The organism is Pseudomonas sp. R5-89-07, assembly GCF_003851685.1.
In the GTDB taxonomy this organism is placed as follows: domain Bacteria; phylum Pseudomonadota; class Gammaproteobacteria; order Pseudomonadales; family Pseudomonadaceae; genus Aquipseudomonas.
Genome location: NZ_CP027727.1, coordinates 5664564 through 5685541 on the forward strand (window position 1 = coordinate 5664564; position 20978 = coordinate 5685541).

Sequence of the window (20978 nt, forward strand, 5' to 3'; positions counted from 1 at the left end):
GTGCAGGCGGACTTTGGATAGTTTGAGCCTTACTTGCCCGTCTTGACCTTGGTCCAGCTACGGGTCATTAAACGTTGCACCTTCGGGGGTAGCTCGAAGTTGACGAAGGTCCGGTCGAGAACCGCCTGCGGTGGGTAAACCGCTGCGTCGGTGCGTATCGATTGCTCCATCAGTTTGTCCGCCCCGGGATTAGGGTTGGCATAACCGACGTAATCACTGACCTGAGCGATCACTTCAGGTTGCAGCAAATAGTTGATGAAGGCGTGCGCCTGCTTGACGTTGGTGGCGTCCTTGGGGATCGCCAGCACGTCAAACCACAGGTTGCCGCCTTCCTTGGGAATTGCGTAGGCGATGTTCACGCCCTTGCCCGCCTCGCTTGCGCGGGCCTTGGCCTGGAACACATCACCGGAGAACCCTGCCGCCACGCAGATATTGCCGTTGGCCAGGTCGGAGATGTATTTGGAGGAGTGGAAATAGGTCACGTAGGGGCGAACCTTGAGCAGCTTTTCCTCGGCTTTCTTGTAGTCGGCCTCGTTGGTGCTGTTAGGGTCCAGGCCCATGTAGTTGAGCACCGCCGGCAGCATTTCATCGGCCGAGTCCATGAACGAAACACCGCAGGTGGCGAGCTTCTTCATGTTTTCCGGTTCGAACAGCACGGCCCACGAGTCGATCTTGTCGACGCCCAGTACTTCTTTCACTTTGTCGACGTTGTAACCGATGCCGTTGGTGCCCCACAGGTATGGCACGGCGTACGCGTTGCCCGGATCATTTTTCTCAAGGCGCTTGAGCAGTGCCGGGTCGAGGTTGGCATAGTTGGTCAGCAGGGACTTGTCCAGCTTCTGGAACGCCCCAGCCTTGATCTGCTTGCCCAAAAAGTGGTTGGACGGCACCACCACGTCGTAGCCGGTACGCCCGGCGAGCAGCTTGCCTTCCAGGGTTTCGTTGGAATCGAACACGTCATACACGGGCTTGATGCCGGTGGCCTTTTCGAAGTTGGCCAGGGTGTCGGGGCCGATGTAGTCCGACCAGTTATAAACATGCACGGTCGATGCGGCCTGCACGCTGACAGCCAGCGTGATACCTGCACCCACCAGCAAGGCTTTGCGAAATAAAGAAATTGGCAAGTGGAGGTCCTCTTAAATAGTTGGGCCCAAAGTTGTTGCCCGGCAACAAAACCGGCGCGCAACTTACCCTCGATAAACCGATCCGGCAAAACTTTCTGTCATTTATTTTCTGTACGGCTGCCGCTCTTTGTAGGAGCGAGCTTGCTCGCGAAGAACTCACAGGCAACGCGGGCGACCAGAGGCGCTGCGTTATCGTTGACGATTTTCGCGAGCAAGCTCGCTCCCACAGGTTTTAAGGCTTATTTACCGGACTTGATCTTGGTCCAGCTGCGCGTCATTTCACGCTGGGTTGCCGCCGGCAAGTCGGCAATCGCGTAGAGCTTGGCCTGCACTTCCGCCGATGGGTAGATGCCCGGGTCGCTGGTGATGTCTTTGTCGACCAACGCAGTGGCTTTCTCGTTGCCGTTCGGGAAACGCACACTGTTGGTGATTGATGCCATCACTTCCGGCTTGAGCAGGTAGTTCATGAAGGCATACGCGGCCTCGACGTTTTCAGCGTCCTTGGGAATGGCGACCATGTCGAAGAAGCTGCCAGCACCTTCTTTCGGAATGTCGTAGGCCACTTTGACTTTGCCACCGGCTTCATTCGCACGGGACTTGGCCTGCTGGATGTCACCCGAGTAACCCACGGCTACGCAGATGTTGCCGTTGGCCAGGTCCGAGATGTACTTGGACGAGTGGAAGTAGCCAATCGAAGGACGGATTTTCAGGAACAGGTCTTCGGCCTGCTTGAGGTCAGCCTTCTTCTGGCTGTCGGTCGGCAGGCCCAGGTAATGCAGCGCGATCGGCAGCATTTCGGTCGGCGAGTCAAGGAAGCTCACGCCGCAGCTTTTGAGCTTGGCGATGTTTTCCGGCTTGAGCAGCACGTCCCACGAATCGATCTTGTCCACGCCCAGCGCGGCCTTGACCTTCTCCGGGTTGTAGCCGATGCCAATCGAGCCCCACATGTAGGGGAACGCGTGCTTGTTGTCCGGGTCGCTGACCGACACGGCCTTGAGCAGGGATTTGTTCAGGTTGCTGTAGTTAGGCAGCTTGGACGTGTCCAGCTCCTGGTAGACGCCGGCCTTGATCTGCTTGGCGAGAAAGTTGTTCGATGGCACGACGATGTCGTAGCCGGACTTGCCTGCCAGCAACTTGGCTTCCAGGGTCTCGTTGCTGTCGAATACGTCGTACACCACCTTGATGCCCGACTCTTTTTCAAAGTTGGCGATGGTGTCCGGTGCAATGTAGTCGGACCAGTTGTAGACATGCAGCACTTTATTGTCCGCCTGGGCCGCGCCCGCCATTGCGCCCATCAGGGACAAGGCGAGGAGGGTCTTGCCAGCGTTCTTCAAACCTAATGCCTTCATTTGGTGATGCTCCGATTTTTCTTTTTTGGGCCGCAAGTTGTAGGTGTTTCGGGCCCAGCCAAAGGGCAACAAAACAGGACGACAGTCTGGCAAGTTCGGGGGCCCGCTTTCAACCGGCCCCCACATTTATCCACACAGGCGCAGCACACGAAAAGCCGCTGCGCACTGAGCCTAGCACTTAGCCCTGCAATGCCGCCAAAGTCAGGTCCAGGCACTGGCGGGCCTTGCTCACCAATTCGTCGATTTCTGCCTGGCTGATCACCAGCGGCGGCGAAATGATCATGGTGTCGCCCACGGCGCGCATGATCAGGCCATTCTCGAAGCAGAACGTGCGGCAGATCATGCCCGCGCCCTTCCCTTCGTAACGCTTGCGCGTGGCCTTGTCCTGCACCAGCTCGATCGCACCGAGCATGCCCACACCGCGTACTTCACCCACCAGTGGATGGTCCGCCAGTTCCCGCAGACGTTTCTGCAAATACGGTGCCGTTTCATCGTGTACACGGCTAACGATTTTTTCATCGCGCAGGATGCGGATGTTTTCCAGGGCCACCGCTGCCGCCACCGGGTGCCCGGAGTAGGTGAAACCGTGGTTGAAATCGCCGCCTTCGTTGAGCACCGCTACTACATCGTCATGCACGATCAGGCCGCCCATGGGCACGTAGCCCGAGGTCAGGCCCTTGGCGATGGTCATCATGTGGGGCTTGAGGTCGTAGAAGTCGCTGCCGAACCACTCGCCGGTACGGCCGAAACCGCAGATCACTTCGTCGGCGACAAACAGGATGTCGTACTTGGCGAGGATTTCCTTGATGCGCGGCCAGTAGCTGGCGGGCGGCACGATCACACCACCCGCGCCCTGGATCGGCTCGGCTATAAAGGCACCGACGTTGTCCACGCCCAGTTCCAGGATTTTCTCTTCCAGCTGGTTGGCGGCCCAGACACCGAATTCTTCGGGGCTCATGTCGCCGCCTTCGCCGAACCAGTAAGGCTGGGCGATGTGGGTGATGCCCGGGATCGGCAAATCGCCCTGCTCATGCATATAGGTCATGCCGCCCAGGCTGGCGCCGGCTACGGTGGAGCCGTGGTAGCCATTCTTGCGGCTGATGATGGTTTTCTTGTTCGGCTGGCCCTTGATCGCCCAGTAGTGGCGGACCATGCGCAACATGGTGTCGTTGCCTTCGGAGCCGGAACCGGTGAAGAACACATGGTTCATGCCCGCGGGTGCGACGTCGGAAATGACTTTGGCCAGTTCGAGTACCGGCGGGTGAGCGGTCTGGAAGAACAGGTTGTAGTACGGCAGCTCTTTCATCTGCCTGGCGGCGGCTTCAGCCAGTTCGTCGCGACCGTAACCGATCGCCACGCACCACAGGCCGGCCATGCCGTCGAGGATCTTGTTGCCTTCGCTGTCCCACAGGTAAACGCCGTGGGCTTTGGTGATGATCCTTGGGCCTTTCTCTTTCAATTGCTTGAAATCGCTGAACGGCGCCAGGTGGTGATCATTGCTCAAGGCTTGCCATTCACGGGTTTGCGGGTTGTTGCTGGACATACCGATCTCCTAGACTTTTTCGGTGAGGGCGCGCCGTGTGAACGACGCGCCCGGCGCATCAGACGGCGAAGAGCAGGAATTCCCGCTCCCACGAACTGATCACGCGCTTGAAGTTTTCATGCTCGGCCCGCTTGACCGCGACATAGCCTGTGATGAATTTCTGACCCAGGTATTGCTCGATGGTCTTGCTGTTTTCCATGCGTTCCAGTGCGTCTTCAATGGTCAACGGCAGGCGCAGGTTGCGGCGCTCGTAGCCACGGCCCACCACGGGGGCGCTCGGGTTGTGGCCTTCGACCATGCCGATATAGCCACACAGCAAACTGGCGGCAATCGCCAGGTACGGGTTGGCATCGGCGCCCGGCAAGCGGTTTTCCACGCGGCGGTTCTGCGGGCCGGCATCCGGTACGCGCAGGCCCACGGTGCGGTTTTCTTCGCCCCACTCCACGTTCACCGGCGCCGAGGTGTCGGGCAGGAAGCGGCGGAATGAATTCACGTTGGGGGCGAACAAAGGCAGCAATTCGGGGATGAATTTCTGCAGGCCACCAATGTGGTTAAGGAACAACTGGCTCATGGTCCCGTCTTCATTGGAGAAGACGTTCTTGCCGGTGGCGATGTCGATAATGCTCTGGTGCAGGTGCATCGCACTGCCGGGCTCGCCGGTCATCGGCTTGGCCATGAAGGTGGCGGCCACGTTGTGCTTGAGCGCGGCCTCACGCATGGTGCGCTTGAACACCAGGATCTGGTCGGCCAGGGACAGCGCATCGCCATGACGGAAATTGATTTCCATCTGGGCGGTGCCGTCTTCGTGGATCAGCGTGTCGAGGTCCAGCTCCTGCAGTTCGCACCAGTCGTAGACGTCTTCGAACAGCGGGTCGAATTCGTTGGCAGCTTCTATAGAGAAGGACTGGCGACCGGTCTCCGGGCGACCGGAGCGGCCAATCGGCGGTTGCAGCGGGAAGTCCGGGTCTTCGCAGCGCTTGGTCAGGTAGAACTCCATCTCTGGCGCCACGATGGGCTGCCAGCCGCGGTCGGCGTAGAGCTTGAGGACTTTCTTGAGCACGTTGCGCGGCGACAGCTCGATCGGGTTGCCTTGCTTGTCGTAGGTGTCGTGGATCACCTGGGCGGTCGGCTCGATGGCCCAGGGCACCAGGAATACCGCGTTCTGGTCGGGGCGGCAGATCATGTCGATGTCGGCCGGGTCGAGCAATTCGTAATAGATGTCGTCTTCGACATAGTCGCCGGTTACGGTCTGCAGCAGCACGCTTTCGGGCAGGCGCATGCCTTTTTCGGCGATGAACTTGTTGGTCGGCGAGATCTTGCCCCGGGTGATGCCTGTGAGGTCGCCAATCATGCATTCGACTTCTGTGATCTTGTGGTCTTTCAACCAATCGGTGAGCTGGTCGAGGTTGTTACTCATAAATGCCTCTGGGCTGGGTTTCCTGGCATCCATTAAAAAGCCAGGCGTTGGTTGACGCAGCATCCGCGTCGTTTGTTCACTCAGGGTAGGAGCTTACCTGCCATTTGCCCAAGGGTTGCATTCCTCACGCCAAACTTGTGCAGAATCATGAGCAGCACCGTGCATCGGCACGGCTGCGCGGCACAATTGAGACAATCGAAGGGGAAAAGAGAGAGGCGGACCAGGCGTCAAGAATATTGGCCGCTGCGCAGGTATACACGCTGCGACGAGAAACGGATGACACAGCCTGGCTGAAGCAGGCCAAGACGCCAGATGGCGGCAGGCGAGACATGAAGCACCCCGGTATTATTGCTGTTATGGGTTTGAATCGAGCTTAGCCTTGTTCATTTTTTTACACAACACCCCCGTAAAAAATACAACACGGCCCGCTCAAGCCTGCAGGTCCCAAGCCCCCCAAACCCAAAAAACCGCCCCCAAAAGCCCCAAAAAAGGCGCCGTGGCGCTTTTTTAGGGCAAAAAATGCCTCGCTTGACTTCGGCATGCCGTTCGGGTTGACTGAAACCAGAAAAGATCAATGATTGATATTTTTAACAACAAAGGTGTTGCATCATGTCGGTACCCCCGCGTGCCGTTCAGCTTAACGAAGCGAACGCGTTCCTTAAGGATCATCCTGAGGTTCTGTACGTAGACCTTCTAATTGCGGATATGAATGGTGTGGTGCGCGGCAAGCGCATCGAACGCACCAGCCTCCACAAGGTTTACGAGAAGGGCATTAACCTGCCTGCCTCTTTATTTGCCCTGGATATCAACGGCTCTACGGTGGAAAGCACCGGCCTGGGCCTGGATATCGGTGATGCTGACCGAATCTGTTATCCAATCCCCGACACCCTGTGCAATGAGCCCTGGCAAAAGCGCCCAACCGCGCAACTGCTGATGACCATGCACGAACTGGAAGGTGAGCCGTTCTTCGCCGATCCTCGCGAAGTGCTGCGCCAAGTCGTGAGCAAATTCGACGACATGGGCCTGACCATCTGCGCTGCCTTCGAGCTTGAGTTCTACCTGATCGACCAGGAGAACGTGAACGGCCGGCCACAACCGCCCCGCTCGCCGATTTCCGGCAAACGCCCGCACTCGACACAGGTCTACCTGATCGACGACCTCGACGAATACGTCGACTGCCTCCAGGACATTCTGGAAGGTGCCAAAGAGCAAGGCATTCCGGCCGACGCCATCGTCAAGGAAAGTGCCCCGGCGCAGTTCGAAGTGAACCTGCACCACGTCGCCGACCCGATCAAGGCATGCGACTACGCGGTACTGCTCAAGCGCCTGATCAAGAACATCGCCTACGACCATGAGATGGACACCACCTTCATGGCCAAGCCTTACCCAGGTCAGGCAGGCAACGGTTTGCACGTACACATCTCCATTCTGGACAAGGACGGCAAGAACATCTTTGCCAGCGAGGATCCCGAGCAGAACGCCGCATTGCGTCACGCGATCGGCGGTGTGCTGGAGACCCTGCCCGCCCAGATGGCGTTTCTGTGCCCCAACGTCAACTCCTACCGTCGTTTTGGCGCACAGTTCTACGTGCCGAACTCGCCGTGCTGGGGCCTGGACAACCGCACCGTGGCGATTCGCGTACCGACCGGCTCGTCCGATGCGGTGCGTATCGAACACCGCGTGGCCGGTGCCGACGCCAACCCTTACCTGCTGATGGCTTCGGTCCTGGCGGGCGTGCACCACGGTCTGACCAACAAGATCGAACCGGGCGCTCCCGTTGAAGGCAACAGCTACGAGCAGAACGAACAGAGCCTGCCGAACAACCTGCGCGATGCCCTGCGCGAGTTGGATGACAGCGAGGTGATGGCCAAGTACATCGATCCTAAATACATCGATATCTTCGTTGCCTGTAAGGAAAGTGAGCTGGAGGAGTTCGAACACTCCATCTCCGACCTTGAGTACAACTGGTACCTGCATACCGTTTAAGCGGTTGCTGCAAAAAAGAACGCCGCAGGCCTTATAGGCTGCGGCGTTTTTTTATGGTTTTTTTCCGGTACATCGGGTTGCCCCCGATGGCGGCTGAGCAGACAACACATCTTCCTGCTCATACAATGCCCGCTGCCCTGTAGGAGACTTCCATGCCCCCCCCCCCGCCGCCCCTCGCAAACCACGCGCCCGCAGCCAGGCCCGGATCGACGCAATCCTGGACGCCGCCCGTGCCTTGCTGGCGACCGAAGGCGTGGCCGGCTTGTCGATCTACAGCGTGGCCGAACGGGCGCAGATCCCGCCATCGTCGGTGTATCACTTTTTCGCCAGCGTGCCAGCGTTGCTGCAAGCCTTGACGGCCGATGTGCACGCGGCCTTTCGCGCAGCCATCCAGGCGCCCATCGAGCATGATTCACTCCAGACGTGGCGCGACCTGTCCTGCATCGTCGAGCAACGTATGCTCAGCATCTACAGCCACGACGCCGCCGCCCGCCAGTTGATCCTGGCCCAGCATGGGCTGACCGAAGTCACCCAGGCGGATCGCCAGCATGACCTGGAACTGGGGGTGCTGATGCTGGAGGTGTTCAACCGCCACTTCGACGTGCCAAGCCTGCCGAACGATGTGGATGTATTTGCCCTGGCACTGGAGCTGAGCGACCGCGTGTATGCGCGTTCGGTGCATCAGCATGGGCAGATTACGCCGCGCATGGCGCAGGAAGGGATGCGGGTGTTTGATGCGTATGTGGGGCTTTATTTGCCGGTGTATTTGCCCAAGCGGTGAGTCTTGTGTTGGCTGGGCCGGCCTCATCGGGGGCAAGCTGTTCTGGTCAAGTTTTTCCGGACACCGATTACGGTGATTAAGCCGCCTCCTGCTCCATGGCTATTGGCGACAGGTAGTTGTTGTAGCTGTGGAGCCTGATTCGGTTGTATCGCATGAAGAAGCGGGTCATATCCTGCTTGGCTTCTTCAACTGTCGTATAGCCTTTGCTGGGCACCCACTCTGATTTGAGCGTCCCGAAGAAACGCTCTGTTGGCGCGTTGTCCCAGCACTGCCCCCTGCGGCTCATGCTTTGCGTTATTCCATGCTCCAGCAGCTCGGACTGAAAGAGCTGGCTGGTGTATTGGCAGCCTTGATCCGAATGAAACATCAAGCCTGCATGTTTGCCTCGAACCTCTACCGCCATTCTCAGCGCCTTGCTTACCAGGTTGGCGTCATTGATCAGAGAAAATGCCCAGCCAACGATTCGGCGGGCGAACAGATCGATCACCGCTGCCAAGTGATACCAGCGTTTCCCAACCATCAGGCTGGTAACGTCGCCGCACCAGACCTGATTAATTGCGGTTGGCTCGAAGTTACGCTCGAGCAGGTTCTTGGCCACAAATGCTTCGACGCCTCTAGAACGATACTGATGGCGGCGGCGCTGTTTGCTGGCCAGATTTGCCTCCGCCATGAGCTTTGCAACTAAATACCTTCCCACCTTGATCTGCTGGGCCTTCAGGCGCTGAGAGATCATCCGCGCGCCTGCACTTTCCCGGCTTTCGACATGCAATTGCACGACTTTTGCTCTAAGCGCGTCACGCTCGGCATTCGGCGCTGAGCGACGCTTAATCCAGTCATAAAACGCGCTGCGAGAAACGCCTAGCGCACTGCAAAGCAGGCTGGTCGGATATGAACTCGACTCCCTCAGTTCCTCGATCAGGAAAAACGATCGGGATCCGACATCAAGAGAGCCGTAGCCTTTTTTAAGATTTCAGCCTCAGTCTCCAGGCGCTTGACCTTGGCTCGTAGCTGTTGAAGCTCTCGCTGTTCGTCGCTGATAGCTTTGGTACCTGCCACTGGCTGCCCTTTGTGACGCTCTTTACGAACCTGATCAACCCAGCGGCGCAGAGCCGTAGGGCCAACGTCCATCGATGCACAGACGTCGGGAACTGAGCAGTTATCATCAAGAACCATGCTTGCAGCACGTTGCTTGAACTCGCGGGTATAGGTCTTTCGCTGTTGCATTTGGAACCTCCTGATTGGGCGAATCATATCGCCCTTAAGAGGTGTCCGGGATCATTAGGCCAGTTCAAGCCCCCCTCCCACATTTGGATCTGTGAATACATTCAAAGTGTGGGAGGGGGCTTGCCCCCGATGACGGCCTCAAGAGCGACGTACATTACAACTTGGCAATCGACACCTCAGTCGACTTAACAAAGGCAATCACTTCACTGCCAATCACCAACTCCAGTTCCTTGACCGAGCGAGTGGTGATCACCGAGGTGACGATGCCGGACGCCGTCTGTACGTCGATTTCCGACAACACGTCGCCCACCACGATTTCCTTGATGGTGCCCTTGAACTGGTTACGCACGTTGATGGCTTTGATAGTCATGGTTTTTTCCTCTGCGAGTTATTGAGCCCAACGCAATTGCGTCGGCAGCGGTGAAACAGGTTCGGGTTCCGGCGGTGAGCCGGGCAGCGACAGCACGCGGTTGAGTACTTCGGCTTCCAGCGCAGCCAGGCGATGTGAGCCACGGGCGCGGGGGCGTGGCAAGTCGACGCTGAGGTCCAGGCCGATTTCGCCGTCTTCGATCAGGATGACCCGGTCGGCAATCGCCACGGCTTCACTGACGTCATGGGTGACCAGCAGCACGGTAAAGCCGTGTTTCTGCCACAGGTTTTCGATCAGTTGCTGCATCTCGATCCGTGTCAGGGCATCCAGCGCGCCCAGCGGCTCATCGAGCAGCAACAGACGCGGCTGGTGAATCAAAGCGCGGGCCAGGGCAACGCGCTGCTTCTGGCCACCGGACAAGGCCGCCGGCCACTCATCGGCGCGCTCGGCAAGGCCCACGGCCTCCAACGCTTCCAACGCCTTGGGGCGCCAGTTGCCCTTGAGGCCCAGGCCGACGTTGTCGATGATTTTCTTCCACGGCAGCAGGCGCGCTTCCTGGAACATCAACCGCGTGTCTTCAATCGCCTCATGCAGCGGCGCGGAGCCCGCCAGTAGCTCGCCGCCACTGGCTTTGTCCAGGCCTGCCAGCAGGCGCAGCAAGGTACTTTTGCCACAGCCGCTGCGGCCAACCACGGCCACGAACTGGCCGGCCGGGATATGCAGATCGATTGCCTTGAGCACTTCGCGAGCACCGAAGGACTTGCGCAACTTGCGCACCGCCAGGGGGATGCCCTTGAGCAGGCGCGGGGGTTGTTGAGCCGTCATGCCGCACCTCCCTTGTTCACTTGATACGCCGGGTGCCAGCGCAGCCATACCCGCTCCAGGCCGCGCGCCGCCAGGTCGGCCAGCTTGCCGAGGATCGCGTACATCACAATGGCCAGCACCACCACGTCGGTCTGCAGGAACTCGCGGGCATTCATCGCCAGGTAACCGATGCCGGAACTGGCCGAGATCGTTTCCGCCACAATCAGCGTCAACCACATGAAGCCCAGGGCAAAGCGCACGCCCACCAGGATCGACGGCAATGCGCCCGGCAGGATGACTTGCCAGAACAGGCTGAAACCGGACAACCCGTAGCTGCGCGACATTTCCACCAGTGCCGGGTCGACGTTGCGGATGCCGTGGTAGGTGTTCAGATAAATCGGGAACAAGGTGCCGAGGGCCACCAGGAAAATCTTCGCGGTCTCGTCAATCCCGAACCACAGGATCACCAGGGGAATCAGCGCCAGGTGCGGCACGTTACGGATCATCTGCACCGAGCTGTCCAGCAAGCGTTCGCCCCACTTCGACAGGCCGGTGATAAAGCCCAGCGCCAGGCCGATGCTGCCACCAATCACAAAGCCCAGGCCCGCGCGCCAGCCACTGATCGCCAGGTGCGTCCAGATTTCGCCGCTGCGGATCAGGTTGATGCCGGCCTCGATGACCGCGCTGGGCGCCGGCAGAATGCGCGTCGACAACCAACCCGCCGTTACCGACAGCTGCCACACCGCCAGCAATAGGATCGGCAGCACCCAGGGCGCCACGCGATGACTGAATTTTTCCAGGTTCATAGCGCCGCCTCAGCTCTGCGATGCAGCTTTGGGAAGAATGTCGTTGGCCACCATCTCGCCGAATGGGCTGACGTAGCCGGCGCCTTTGGGCAGCTCCGGGCGTTCGATATCCAGGTGCGGAAATAGCAGCTCGGCAACCCGATACGACTCTTCCAGGTGCGGATAACCGGAGAAGATAAAGGTGTCGATGCCCAGATCCGCGTATTCCTTGACCCGCGCCGCAACCGTTGGGCCATCGCCCACCAGCGCAGTACCCGCGCCGCCACGCACCAGCCCGACCCCAGCCCACAGGTTGGGGCTGACTTCCAGGTTGTCGCGGCTGCCACCGTGCAAGGCCGCCATGCGTTGCTGGCCCACCGAATCGAAGCGCGCCAGGGAGGCCTGGGCGCGGGCGATGGTGTCGTCGTCCAGGTGGGAGATCAGTTTATCGGCAGCCTTCCAGGCCTCCTCGTTGGTTTCACGCACGATTACATGCAGGCGAATACCGAAACGCAGGGTGCGCCCGAGCTTGGCGGCCTTGGCCCGCACTTGTTCGATCTTCTCGGCCACCGCTGCCGGTGGTTCGCCCCAGGTCAGCACCATTTCCACTTGCTCGGCCGCCAGGTCCTGGGCGGCTTCGGAGGAACCGCCAAAGTACAGCGGCGGGCGTGGCTGCTGGACCGGCGGATAGAGCAACTTGGCGCCTTTGACGCTGATGTGCTCGCCGTCGTAATCCACGGTCTCGCCTTCGAGCACACGACGCCAGATGCGGGTGAATTCCACTGACGCCTGATAACGCTCTTCATGGCTGAGGAACAAGCCGTCGCCGGCCAGCTCTTCCGGGTCACCGCCGGTCACCAGGTTGAACAGCGCACGGCCACCGGAGAGGCGGTCCAGGGTTGCCGCCTGGCGCGCGGCCACCGTCGGGGAAATGATCCCGGGGCGCAGCGCGACGAGGAATTTCAAACGCTGGGTTACGGGAATCAGCGAGGCGGCCACCAACCAGGAGTCTTCGCAGGAGCGCCCGGTAGGGATCAACACCCCACCGAAGCCCAGGCGATCAGCGGCCTGGGCCACTTGCTGCAGGTAACCGTGATCGACGGCGCGAGCGCCTTCGGCGGTGCCAAGGTAATGGCCGTCGCCGTGGGTAGGCAGGAACCAGAAAATATTGAGGCTCATGGAGTTGTCTCCTGAAGAAGTCGGATTACGGCGCTTTGGCAACAGCGGCGGGTGGGGTCCAGATCACGTCCTTGATACTCAAGGGCTTGGGAATCAATTTGAGCTGGTAGAAGCTGTCGGCGATTTTCTGCTGGGCAGCGACCACTTCAGGCGTCAGGAACAGCGCGCCGTAACCCTGGCGTTTCACCGAGGTGAGGGTGATGTCCGCCGGCAGGCCGAGCAGCGGCGCGACCTGGTCAGTCACTTCCTGCGGGTTGGCCTTGGACCATTCGCCCACGGCGCGCACTTCTTCCACCAGCGCCTTGATCACCTCGGGGTGCTGTTCGGCGTAAGGCTTGGTGGCCAGGTAGAACTGGTGGTTGTCGGCGATGCCGGTGCCGTCGCGCAGGGTGCGCGCTTGCAGTTGTTTCTCGGCGGCGGCCTGGTACGGGTCCCAGATTACCCAGGCGTCCACACTGCCGCGTTCGAAGGCGGCGCGAGCGTCGGCGGGCGGCAGGAACACGGTTTTCACGTCGGTGTAGGCAAGGCCGGCGTCTTCCAGGGCACGCACCAGCAGGTAGTGCACGTTGGAGCCTTTGTTCAGCACGATTTTCTTGCCCTTGAGCTCGGCCACCGATTTGATCGTCGAATCCTTCGGCACCAGGATCGCTTCACTGGTCGGCGCGGGCGGCTCATACGCCACGTACAGCAAGTCGGCACCAGCGGCCTGGGCGAACACCGGTGGGGTTTCGCCAGTAACGCCGAAGTCGATGGAGCCGACGTTCAGGCCTTCAAGCAATTGCGGGCCACCGGGGAATTCGGTCCATTGCACCTGCACGCCCTGGGCAGCCAGGCGTTTTTCCAGGGTGCCCTTGGCCTTGAGCAGCACCAGCGTGCCGTATTTCTGATAACCGATCCGCAGGGTTTCGGCGGCGTGGGCTTGAACGATGGCGCCGAAGGACACAGCCGCAGCAAACAGTGCGACCAGACCGCGACGCAAAATGACAGTGCGCATGGCGCTCTCTCCAAATATGCGATTAGGGTTTTGGCTGCACCTGCTTGGCCGTTGGCGGCTGAGTAAGGTGAGTGTTTCCAGATGTCGGGGTAAGGCTTAAATGCTCCAGCGAGCACTCAACAAGCGTTCATTCAATACATGCGGGTCCAGCGGTTTCGGGCGGCGGGCCATGGCGCTGTAGAACTGCTCCAGGGCTTCGTGCAAACGCTGCTCAAGCACCGGCACCAATTGCGCCTGGGCGCTGCCTTCGCCGTAGGCGATCTGGCTGTCTTCGGCAAAAATCCCATGCAGTAATTCCTGCGCCTTTAGCGCCGACAACACCGGTTTGAGGGCGTAATCCACCGCCAGCATGTGGGCGATGCTGCCGCCGGTGGCCATCGGCAAGACCACCTTGTGCGCCAGGGCGCGCTCGGGCAGCAGGTCGAGGACCGTCTTCAATGCACCGGAGAAAGACGCCTTGTACACCGGCGTGGCGATCACCAGGCCATCGGCATTTGCCACTTGCTGCAACAGGTCAATGACCTTGGGGCTGTCGAAGCGCGCATGCAGCAGGTCTTCGGCCGGGAAGTCGCGGACCTGGTAACTCACCACTTCCACGCCCTGGCCTTGCAGCCATTGACGGGTTTTCTCCAGCAAGACCCCGGAGCGGGAACGCTGACTGGGGCTGCCTCCAAGTGTTACGACCAGCATGCAAGTATTCCTTGAGCAAGTGTCGGCGGTTCGCTGTGTGACGATGACGCCAAGATGGAACAGACCTTAGCAGCAGATTTATATATCTTTAAATCTTATTTATTCATTTGTTTATTCTTTAAATGCATATGCAGGCAGTGAATCGCCAGGCGAAAAAAAAGGCCGTCGAAACGGCCTGAAAACCCTTGTGGTGATTCAGCTTCAAAAAGCGGTGCATTTACCGACGTCATCGGGGGCAAGCCCCCTCCCACATTGGAATGCGGCCAATTGTGGGAGGGGCGGTGCGACGATTCGACTTGCCCCCGATGGCGATATCCGCTTTAACGATTGGGTTGTGGAGTAAGTCGCAGGTATGGCTTCACTGCGCGATAGCCCTTCGGAAAGCGTTTCTTGATCTCGTCTTCATCCTTGAGCGACGGCACGATCACCACTTCGTCCCCGTCCTGCCAGTTGGCCGGGGTGGCGACCTTATGGTTGTCGGTCAGCTGCAACGAGTCGATCACCCGCAGGATTTCGTGGAAGTTACGTCCAGTACTGGCCGGGTAGGTGATGGTCAGGCGGATTTTCTTGTTCGGGTCGATCACGAACAAGGAACGCACGGTGAGGGTGTCGCTGGCATTGGGGTGGATCAGGTCGTAGAGGTCCGACACCTTGCGATCGGCATCGGCCAGAATCGGGAAATTGACCACGGTGTTCTGGGTTTCGTTGATGTCTTCGATCCACTTGTGGTGCGAGTCCACGGGGTCAACCGACAAGGCGATGGCCTTGACGCCACGCTGGGCGAACTCGTCCTTGAGCTTGGCGGTAAAGCCCAGCTCAGTGGTGCACACCGGGGTGAAGTCCGCCGGATGGGAAAACAGTACACCCCAGCTATCGCCCAGCCATTCGTGGAAACGAATCTTGCCGGCGCTGGAATCCTGTTCGAAGTCGGGGGCGATGTCGCCCAGTCTTAGGCTCATGGTGTGGCTCCTGATGAGTGCTTATGGAGCCCACTGTGCATGGATCGTGGATATTTTAAAAAGAATAAATATCGATTTATCTAGATGATAAAGGAATATTAAAAATCTGTTCATTGGACTTGGGGACGAGCGAGGATCAACATCGTTTTCAAGGTTCGAGAAGGCCTTGAGACGCTGTAAAAAGAGGGTTCAGGAAGGGCTTGCGGGGGTTGAGCCCGACTTGAAAAGCAAGACACCCTGCCCGGCGTTGCGCCGGGCAGGGTTTTACAGTCTTACGACAGCGTTACGCTACTAGAACAGTGGCAGCGAGTAGCTGACGATCAAACGGTTTTCGTCCTGGGAACGGGTGTTCGCCAGATCGGTGCGCCACATAGCGTTTTTCCAGGCTACGCCGAGGTTCTTCAGCGGGCCTTCCGGAATCACGTAGGCAACAGTGATGTCACGTTCCCACTCGGATTGGCCGGTGGTTTCAGTACGTGCAGCGGTGTTGGCGATGGTGTCGATGTCGCTACCTTTGAGGTAAACAACGCCAGCAGTCAGGCCAGGTACACCTACCTTGGCGAAGTCATAAGCGTAACGAGCTTGCCAGGTACGCTCGCCAGCACGGGCGAATTTCTGGATCTGCATGTCGGTAGTCAGGTAAGCCGACGAGCCGTCACCCTGGTTCAGCCAAGGGAAGTCGCTGCTGCCATTGCTGACTTGGTAACCGCCGCCAAAGGTATGGCCGGCCACCGTGTACAGGAACAGGCCGCTGTACAGGTTGTTGTCGACTTTACCCTTACCAGCACGGAAACCGTTGTAGTTACCGTTGGTGTAGTAGCTGGAAGTATTACCGTTCAGGCCGTCGTCAGAGCTGTTGAAATAACGCAGGTCAGACTTCAATACGCCCGGGCCAATCGACCAGTTATGGGTCAGACCCAGGAAGTGCTGCTTGTAGAAGTCTTCCAGGTTGCCGTAGTAATACTGTGCAGTCAGGTCTTTGGTGAGCTTGTAGTCACCACCGGCGTAGTAGAACTTGTTGACGAACTTGCCTGCGGTGTAGTTGGAACCACCGTTGGCACCACCCAGCGACAAACCTTCGTTGTTGCTGGAGTTACGGCCTTTGGCATGCTCGATCTGACCGGCAACCAGGGTCAAATCCTTGATATCGTTTGTAGTGATCTGGCCACCCTGGAAGGTTTGCGGCAGCAGACGACCATCGTTGGTCACGATAACTGGCAGCTTAGGCTGCAAGGTGCCCAGCTTCAGTTCGGTTTGGGAAATCTTCACCTTGCCGGTCACGCCCAGGCTGGCGAAATCGTTGACTGCGCGGTTGCCGTCGCTTGGGAACACAGTACCGCCGGACGAAGTACCGGCGATGTTACCGCTGGTGCCACGGCCAGAATCGAGGCGCACACCGTACAAGCCGATGGCGTCAACGCCGAACTGAACGGTGCCTTGGGTATAACCCGAAATGAAGCGCAGATCGAAGCCTTGGCCCCATTCTTCGTTCTTGTTCGCACCGGCGCCATCACGGTTATCGGTGTTGATGTAAAAGTTACGCAGACCCAGTGTGGCCTTGCTGTCTTCGATGAAACCGGCAGCGCCTGCTTGCTGGGCGATTGCGCCCAACGCTACAGCCACAGCCAAGGTGGACTTCTTCATGTACCGCTCCTCTCATTTCTAATTTTTGTATTTCTTTGGTCTCGGGTCTGACGCCCTCGATCCACAGATGCGCGATTAGCGCCAGATAGTGACTACCAAGTCAATCGTAACCTTGTGTGTCTACTACCTTCGTCTAATCGCAGTCGATTTGGTCCCTGCAGGGTAATGAGTTTTTCATACACCCAAAAAGAATTGTTTCATTCTTTTTCATACGATTCAGGAATAAGCGCATCCATGAGACGGGTAGGTCAGGTTAGACGAACCGTTCCATAAGCTAATTCCTAAAAGGTATTTACTGCTGCTTTTTTAGATCGATTAGTGTTGACGTTCGGTTGCATACGTCACTCACGATCAAAAAGGCGACGCCATCATGGCCAAACGCACATCCTCCCGTCAATTTGTTACAGTTTTTGTATCGGTATTACTTTCTTTTGGTGTCAACGCGGCCGACCTGACTGTCGGCTACCAGACCGGCATCGACCCCAGCAAAGTCCCCCAGGCCGACGGCCTTTACGAAAAAGCCATTGGCGAAAAGATCGATTGGCGCCGGTTCAACAGTGGCCCGGAAGTGGTTACGGCCATTGCCTCCGGCGATGTGCAAATCGGCAACCTGGGTTCCAGCCCGCTCGCAGCGGCCGCTTCACGCAACTTGCCGATTGTGGCGTTTATCGTATCGGCACAAATCAACGCTTCTGAAGCCCTGGTGGTGCGTAACGGCAGCGGTATCGACAAACCCTCCGACCTGATCGGCAAGACCATCGCCACGCCGTTCGTCTCCACCTCCCATTACAGCCTGCTGGGTGCACTCAAGCATTGGGGGCTGGACACCAAGCAAGTCAAAGTCGTGAACCTGCAACCCGCCGAAATTGCCGCCGCGTGGAAACGTGGCGATATCGACGGTGCCTTCGTGTGGTCACCGGCTCTCGGCGAGATTCGCAAGACCGGAAAAACCCTGACAGACGCGGCGCAGGTGGGTCAGTGGGGTGCGCCAACTTTCGAAGTGTGGGTGGCGCGCAAGGATTTCGCCGAAAAACACCCTGACGTAGTGGCCAGGTTTGCCAAGGTCACGCTGGACGCTTTTGCCGACTACGCCGCGCACAAGGACAGCTGGACGGTGGATTCCGAACCGGTACAGAAAATCGCCAAACTGACAGGTTCGAACGCCACCGACATTCCCGAATTGCTGGCCGGCAGCACTTTCCCCGATGCACAGGCGCAACAGAGCGAAGCGCTGCTCAAGGGCGGCACGGCGAAGGCGATTGGGGAGACGGCGAAGTTCTTGAAGGAGCAAGGCAAGGTCGAAACGGTGCTGCCGGACTATTCGGCGTATGTGACTGACAAATACATCAAAGACTGAATGCAGTTAAATGTGGGAGGGGGCTTGCCCCCGATTGCGGTTTGTCAGCGACTTATGAGTTAACTGACCCACTGCTATCGGGGGCAAGCCCCCTCCCACATTTGGATAGGTGTGGTTTGTTGGACCGGGGTTACAGGGCCTTCTCGAAAATTTTCGAGTTACGCTGATAGTTGTACAGCGACGCCCGCGCCGACGGCAGGCGGTCCACGCTGCTGGGCACAAAGCCGCGCTCACGAAACCAGTGGGCAGTGCGGGTGGTGAGGACGAACAAAGTCTTCAAGCCCTGGGCCCGGGCACGGGTTTCGATGCGTTCCAGCAACACATCGCCACGTGCGCCATGCCGGTATTCCGGGTTTACCGCCAGGCACGCCAGCTCACCCGCATCCGAATCGGCGATCTGATACAACGCCGCGCAGGCGATGATCATGCCTTCGCGTTCCACCACGCTGAACTGCTCGATCTCACGCTCGAGCACTTCGCGGGAACGACGCACCAGGATGCCCTGCTCTTCCAGCGGGCTGATCAGGTCGAGCAAGCCACCGACGTCTTCAATCGCCGCCTCGCGCACCAGTTCGAATTGCTCCTGGGCGACCAGCGTACCGCCGCCGTCGCGGGTGAACAGTTCGGTGAGCAAGGCGCCGTCTTCGGCGTAGCTCACAATATGGCTGCGCCCCACGCCACCACGGCAGGCTTCGGCGGCGGCATCGAGCAGCTCCGCCTGATAGTTGCTGCCCAGGCGCTGCAGGTGCGCCGGCACTTGTTGCGGACGCAACTCACGCACCAGTCGACCGTTTTCATCGATCAGGCCCAGGTCGGCGCCGAACAGCAGCAATTTGTCGGCACCCAGGTCAATGGCGGCTCGGGTGGCAACGTCTTCGCAGGCCAGGTTGAAAATTTCACCGGTGGGCGAATACCCCAACGGCGACAGCAAGACGATGGAGCGCTCGTCCAGCAAACGGTTGATGCCCTTGCGGTCGACCCGGCGTACTTCGCCGGTGTGGTGGTAGTCCACGCCTTCGAGCACACCGATCGGCCGTGCGGTGACCAGGTTGCCGCTGGCCACCCGCAGGCGCGAGCCCTGCATGGGCGATGAGGCCATGTCCATGGACAGGCGCGCTTCGATGGCGATACGCAAGTGCCCCACGGCGTCGATCACGCACTCGAGCGTCGCCGCATCGGTAATGCGCAAGCCTTCGTGATACGCCGGGGTCAGGCCGCGTGCTTCAAGGCGCGCTTCAATTTGCGGACGCGAGCCGTGCACCAGCACCAGGCGCACCCCCAGGCTGTGCAGCAACACCAGGTCGTGAACGATATTGCCGAAGTTGGGGTGTTCCACACCATCGCCGGGCAGCATGACCACAAAGGTGCAGTCGCGGTGGGCGTTGATGTAGGGCGAAGCGTGACGAAGCCAATTAACGTATTCGGGCATAACACCTGGGCCTGTAATAAAAAGCAGCCAAAAAAAGGATCAATCGTGAAAGCGCACAGCGGGCTGATGGTTATCGTCGGAACAGGCTTGGCGACACGCTCACTCTCCTTTGTATGTACGAACAGGCGGGGGTTAATTTATGCAGGTTTCAGGCAGTAATGTTCGATCAGTTCCCGCAATAGACGCACTGTAGGCGCCAAGCGTGACATTTCGAGGTATTCGCCCGGCTGGTGCGCACAGGCAATATCGCCAGGGCCGAGCACCAGGGTTTCACAACCAAGGCGCTGAAGATAAGGCGCTTCGGTGCCGAACGCCACTGCTTCGGCACGATGGCCGGTCAAACGCTCCGCCACCCGCACCAACTCGGCGCCTTCGGGTTGCTCGAAGGGCGGTACTTCGGGAAACAGCGGCGCGTAATCGATCTTGACCTTGTGGCGCTCGGCCAGGGGCTCGAGTTTTTGCCGAATGGCGGCGCGCAGCACCGCAGGGTCCATGCCCGGCAGAGGGCGCAGGTCGAACTCCAGGGAGCACTGGCCGCAGATGCGGTTGGGGTTGTCGCCGCCATGGATGCAGCCGAAGTTCAGGGTCGGCTGTGGCACGCTGAATTGCGGGTTGCGGTATTCGCGCTGCCAGGCAAGGCGCAAACCGCGAAGTTCGCCGATGGCGTCGTGCATGGCTTCCAGGGCGCTATGGCCCAGGCTTGGGTCCGACGAGTGGCCGCTGCGGCCAAGGATGTCGATGCGTTCCATCATCACGCCTTTGTGCAGACGGATCGGCTTGAGCCCGGTGGGTTCACCGATCACCGCCGCCCGGCCCAACGGCCGCCCCGCCTCGGCCAGCGCCCGGGCGCCGGACATGGAGCTTTCTTCATCGCAGGTGGCGAGAATCAGCAGCGGTTGCTTGAAGGGTTGGTCGAGCAGCGGCAACACCGCTTCAATCGCCAGCGCAAAAAAACCCTTCATGTCGCAACTGCCCAAGCCTACCCAGCGGCCGTCGACTTCCGTCAGCTTGAGCGGGTCGGTTTTCCACAGCGCCGCGTCGTAAGGCACCGTGTCGCTATGGCCGGCCAGTACCAGGCCACCGGGGCCACTGCCAAAACTGGCGAGCAGGTTGAACTTGCCGGGGCTGACCTGCTGGATGTCGATGGAGAAGCCCAGGTCGCCCAGCCAGGTGGCGAGCAGATCGATCACCGGGCGGTTGGTCTGGTCGATGGACGCTTGAGTGCAACTGACCGACGGCGCGGCAATCAGCGCGGCGAACTGCTCTTTCATGGACGGTAACGGCATGCGCGGTCTCCAACTTCCCGGATGAACCCCACTATAGAGCCATCTGCACGACACAAT

19 protein-coding genes are annotated in these 20978 nt (G+C 59.2%); 3 read left to right on the top strand and 16 right to left on the bottom strand.

Annotated features, from left to right (window positions below; all coding sequences use genetic code 11):
• Positions 1–29: 29 nt before the first annotated feature.
• The 4 genes from C4J94_RS26020 to C4J94_RS26035 form a co-directional block, all read right to left on the bottom strand.
• A complete protein-coding gene (locus tag C4J94_RS26020) occupies positions 30–1124 on the bottom strand; it encodes a polyamine ABC transporter substrate-binding protein (RefSeq protein WP_124388658.1) in 1095 nt (364 codons plus the stop codon).
• A 239-nt stretch (positions 1125–1363) separates the two neighbouring features.
• Positions 1364–2458: a polyamine ABC transporter substrate-binding protein gene (locus C4J94_RS26025; RefSeq protein WP_124389043.1), complete on the bottom strand. Its 1095-nt coding sequence runs from the start codon at positions 2456–2458 to the stop codon at positions 1364–1366.
• 193 nt (positions 2459–2651) lie between these two features.
• Complete coding sequence (locus tag C4J94_RS26030; protein ID WP_124388659.1) at positions 2652–4016, bottom strand: aspartate aminotransferase family protein; 1365 nt, start codon at positions 4014–4016, stop codon at positions 2652–2654.
• Positions 4017–4074: 58 nt separating this feature from the next.
• A complete protein-coding gene (locus tag C4J94_RS26035) occupies positions 4075–5433 on the bottom strand; it encodes a glutamine synthetase family protein (protein WP_124388660.1) in 1359 nt (452 codons plus the stop codon).
• Between the two features lie 609 nt (positions 5434–6042).
• Here C4J94_RS26035 and C4J94_RS26040 point away from each other — a divergent pair.
• Positions 6043–7419 (top strand): glutamine synthetase family protein, encoded by a 1377-nt coding sequence (locus C4J94_RS26040; RefSeq protein ID WP_003176781.1) that lies wholly within the window; start codon positions 6043–6045, stop codon positions 7417–7419.
• A 205-nt stretch (positions 7420–7624) separates the two neighbouring features.
• Complete coding sequence (locus tag C4J94_RS26045) at positions 7625–8200, top strand: TetR/AcrR family transcriptional regulator (protein ID WP_124388661.1); 576 nt, start codon at positions 7625–7627, stop codon at positions 8198–8200.
• A 76-nt stretch (positions 8201–8276) separates the two neighbouring features.
• Here the strand turns inward: C4J94_RS26045 and C4J94_RS26050 are convergent, their stop codons facing one another.
• The 10 genes from C4J94_RS26050 to C4J94_RS26090 form a co-directional block, all read right to left on the bottom strand.
• On the bottom strand, positions 8277–9119 hold the full coding sequence (locus C4J94_RS26050; protein ID WP_305955306.1) for an IS3 family transposase: 843 nt from the start codon (positions 9117–9119) through the stop codon (positions 8277–8279).
• Positions 9116–9424, bottom strand: a complete 309-nt coding sequence (locus C4J94_RS27940; RefSeq protein WP_256657553.1) for a transposase — start codon at positions 9422–9424, stop codon at positions 9116–9118. The genes C4J94_RS26050 and C4J94_RS27940 overlap by 4 nt, the downstream gene beginning before the upstream one ends.
• Positions 9425–9578: 154 nt before the next feature.
• Complete coding sequence (locus tag C4J94_RS26055; RefSeq protein ID WP_003176783.1) at positions 9579–9794, bottom strand: molybdopterin-binding protein; 216 nt, start codon at positions 9792–9794, stop codon at positions 9579–9581.
• 18 nt (positions 9795–9812) lie between these two features.
• Positions 9813–10619 (bottom strand): aliphatic sulfonates ABC transporter ATP-binding protein, encoded by an 807-nt coding sequence (gene ssuB, locus C4J94_RS26060; protein ID WP_124388662.1) that lies wholly within the window; start codon positions 10617–10619, stop codon positions 9813–9815.
• Positions 10616–11404, bottom strand: coding sequence for an aliphatic sulfonate ABC transporter permease SsuC (ssuC, locus tag C4J94_RS26065; protein WP_124388663.1), 789 nt, complete (start codon positions 11402–11404; stop codon positions 10616–10618). The genes ssuB and ssuC overlap by 4 nt, the downstream gene beginning before the upstream one ends.
• 9 nt (positions 11405–11413) lie before the next feature.
• Positions 11414–12562 (bottom strand): FMNH2-dependent alkanesulfonate monooxygenase, encoded by a 1149-nt coding sequence (ssuD, locus tag C4J94_RS26070; protein ID WP_124388664.1) that lies wholly within the window; start codon positions 12560–12562, stop codon positions 11414–11416.
• Positions 12563–12587: 25 nt separating this feature from the next.
• Positions 12588–13556, bottom strand: a complete 969-nt coding sequence (locus C4J94_RS26075) for a sulfonate ABC transporter substrate-binding protein (protein WP_124388665.1) — start codon at positions 13554–13556, stop codon at positions 12588–12590.
• A gap of 96 nt (positions 13557–13652) precedes the next feature.
• Positions 13653–14246 carry an NADPH-dependent FMN reductase gene (ssuE, locus tag C4J94_RS26080; RefSeq protein ID WP_124388666.1) on the bottom strand — a complete coding sequence of 198 codons (594 nt, stop codon included), beginning with the start codon at positions 14244–14246 and terminating at the stop codon, positions 13653–13655.
• Positions 14247–14566: 320 nt separating this feature from the next.
• The gene (locus C4J94_RS26085; RefSeq protein WP_078050628.1) at positions 14567–15205 is read right to left on the bottom strand and encodes a peroxiredoxin; all 639 of its coding nucleotides are present in this window, start codon (positions 15203–15205) and stop codon (positions 14567–14569) included.
• A 291-nt stretch (positions 15206–15496) separates the two neighbouring features.
• Positions 15497–16849, bottom strand: a complete 1353-nt coding sequence (locus tag C4J94_RS26090; RefSeq protein WP_124388667.1) for an OprD family porin — start codon at positions 16847–16849, stop codon at positions 15497–15499.
• Between the two features lie 370 nt (positions 16850–17219).
• Here C4J94_RS26090 and tauA point away from each other — a divergent pair, with 370 nt between their 5' ends.
• On the top strand, positions 17220–18206 hold the full coding sequence (gene tauA / locus C4J94_RS26095; protein ID WP_124388668.1) for a taurine ABC transporter substrate-binding protein: 987 nt from the start codon (positions 17220–17222) through the stop codon (positions 18204–18206).
• Positions 18207–18336: 130 nt separating this feature from the next.
• Here tauA and argA read toward each other — a convergent pair whose 3' ends face one another.
• Complete coding sequence (gene argA, locus C4J94_RS26100; RefSeq protein ID WP_124388669.1) at positions 18337–19635, bottom strand: amino-acid N-acetyltransferase; 1299 nt, start codon at positions 19633–19635, stop codon at positions 18337–18339.
• Positions 19636–19772: 137 nt separating this feature from the next.
• Positions 19773–20921: an acetylornithine deacetylase gene (argE, locus tag C4J94_RS26105; protein ID WP_124388670.1), complete on the bottom strand. Its 1149-nt coding sequence runs from the start codon at positions 20919–20921 to the stop codon at positions 19773–19775.
• Positions 20922–20978 lie beyond the last annotated feature (57 nt).

Excerpts from the sequence above, each read along its gene's own strand:
- C4J94_RS26030 (WP_124388659.1), bottom strand. The coding sequence starts at position 4,016 with ATGTCCAGCAACAACCCGCAAACCCGTGAATGGCAAGCCTTGAGCAAT.
- C4J94_RS26035 (WP_124388660.1), bottom strand. The coding sequence starts at position 5,433 with ATGAGTAACAACCTCGACCAGCTCACCGATTGGTTGAAAGACCACAAG.
- C4J94_RS26040 (WP_003176781.1), top strand. The coding sequence starts at position 6,043 with ATGTCGGTACCCCCGCGTGCCGTTCAGCTTAACGAAGCGAACGCGTTC.
- C4J94_RS27940 (WP_256657553.1), bottom strand. The coding sequence starts at position 9,424 with ATGCAACAGCGAAAGACCTATACCCGCGAGTTCAAGCAACGTGCTGCA.
- C4J94_RS26055 (WP_003176783.1), bottom strand. The coding sequence starts at position 9,794 with ATGACTATCAAAGCCATCAACGTGCGTAACCAGTTCAAGGGCACCATC.
- ssuB (WP_124388662.1), bottom strand. The coding sequence starts at position 10,619 with ATGACGGCTCAACAACCCCCGCGCCTGCTCAAGGGCATCCCCCTGGCG.
- ssuC (WP_124388663.1), bottom strand. The coding sequence starts at position 11,404 with ATGAACCTGGAAAAATTCAGTCATCGCGTGGCGCCCTGGGTGCTGCCG.
- ssuD (WP_124388664.1), bottom strand. The coding sequence starts at position 12,562 with ATGAGCCTCAATATTTTCTGGTTCCTGCCTACCCACGGCGACGGCCAT.
- C4J94_RS26075 (WP_124388665.1), bottom strand. The coding sequence starts at position 13,556 with ATGCGCACTGTCATTTTGCGTCGCGGTCTGGTCGCACTGTTTGCTGCG.
- ssuE (WP_124388666.1), bottom strand. The coding sequence starts at position 14,246 with ATGCTGGTCGTAACACTTGGAGGCAGCCCCAGTCAGCGTTCCCGCTCC.
- C4J94_RS26085 (WP_078050628.1), bottom strand. The coding sequence starts at position 15,205 with ATGAGCCTAAGACTGGGCGACATCGCCCCCGACTTCGAACAGGATTCC.
- C4J94_RS26090 (WP_124388667.1), bottom strand. The coding sequence starts at position 16,849 with ATGAAGAAGTCCACCTTGGCTGTGGCTGTAGCGTTGGGCGCAATCGCC.
- tauA (WP_124388668.1), top strand. The coding sequence starts at position 17,220 with ATGGCCAAACGCACATCCTCCCGTCAATTTGTTACAGTTTTTGTATCG.
- argA (WP_124388669.1), bottom strand. The coding sequence starts at position 19,635 with ATGCCCGAATACGTTAATTGGCTTCGTCACGCTTCGCCCTACATCAAC.
- argE (WP_124388670.1), bottom strand. The coding sequence starts at position 20,921 with ATGCCGTTACCGTCCATGAAAGAGCAGTTCGCCGCGCTGATTGCCGCG.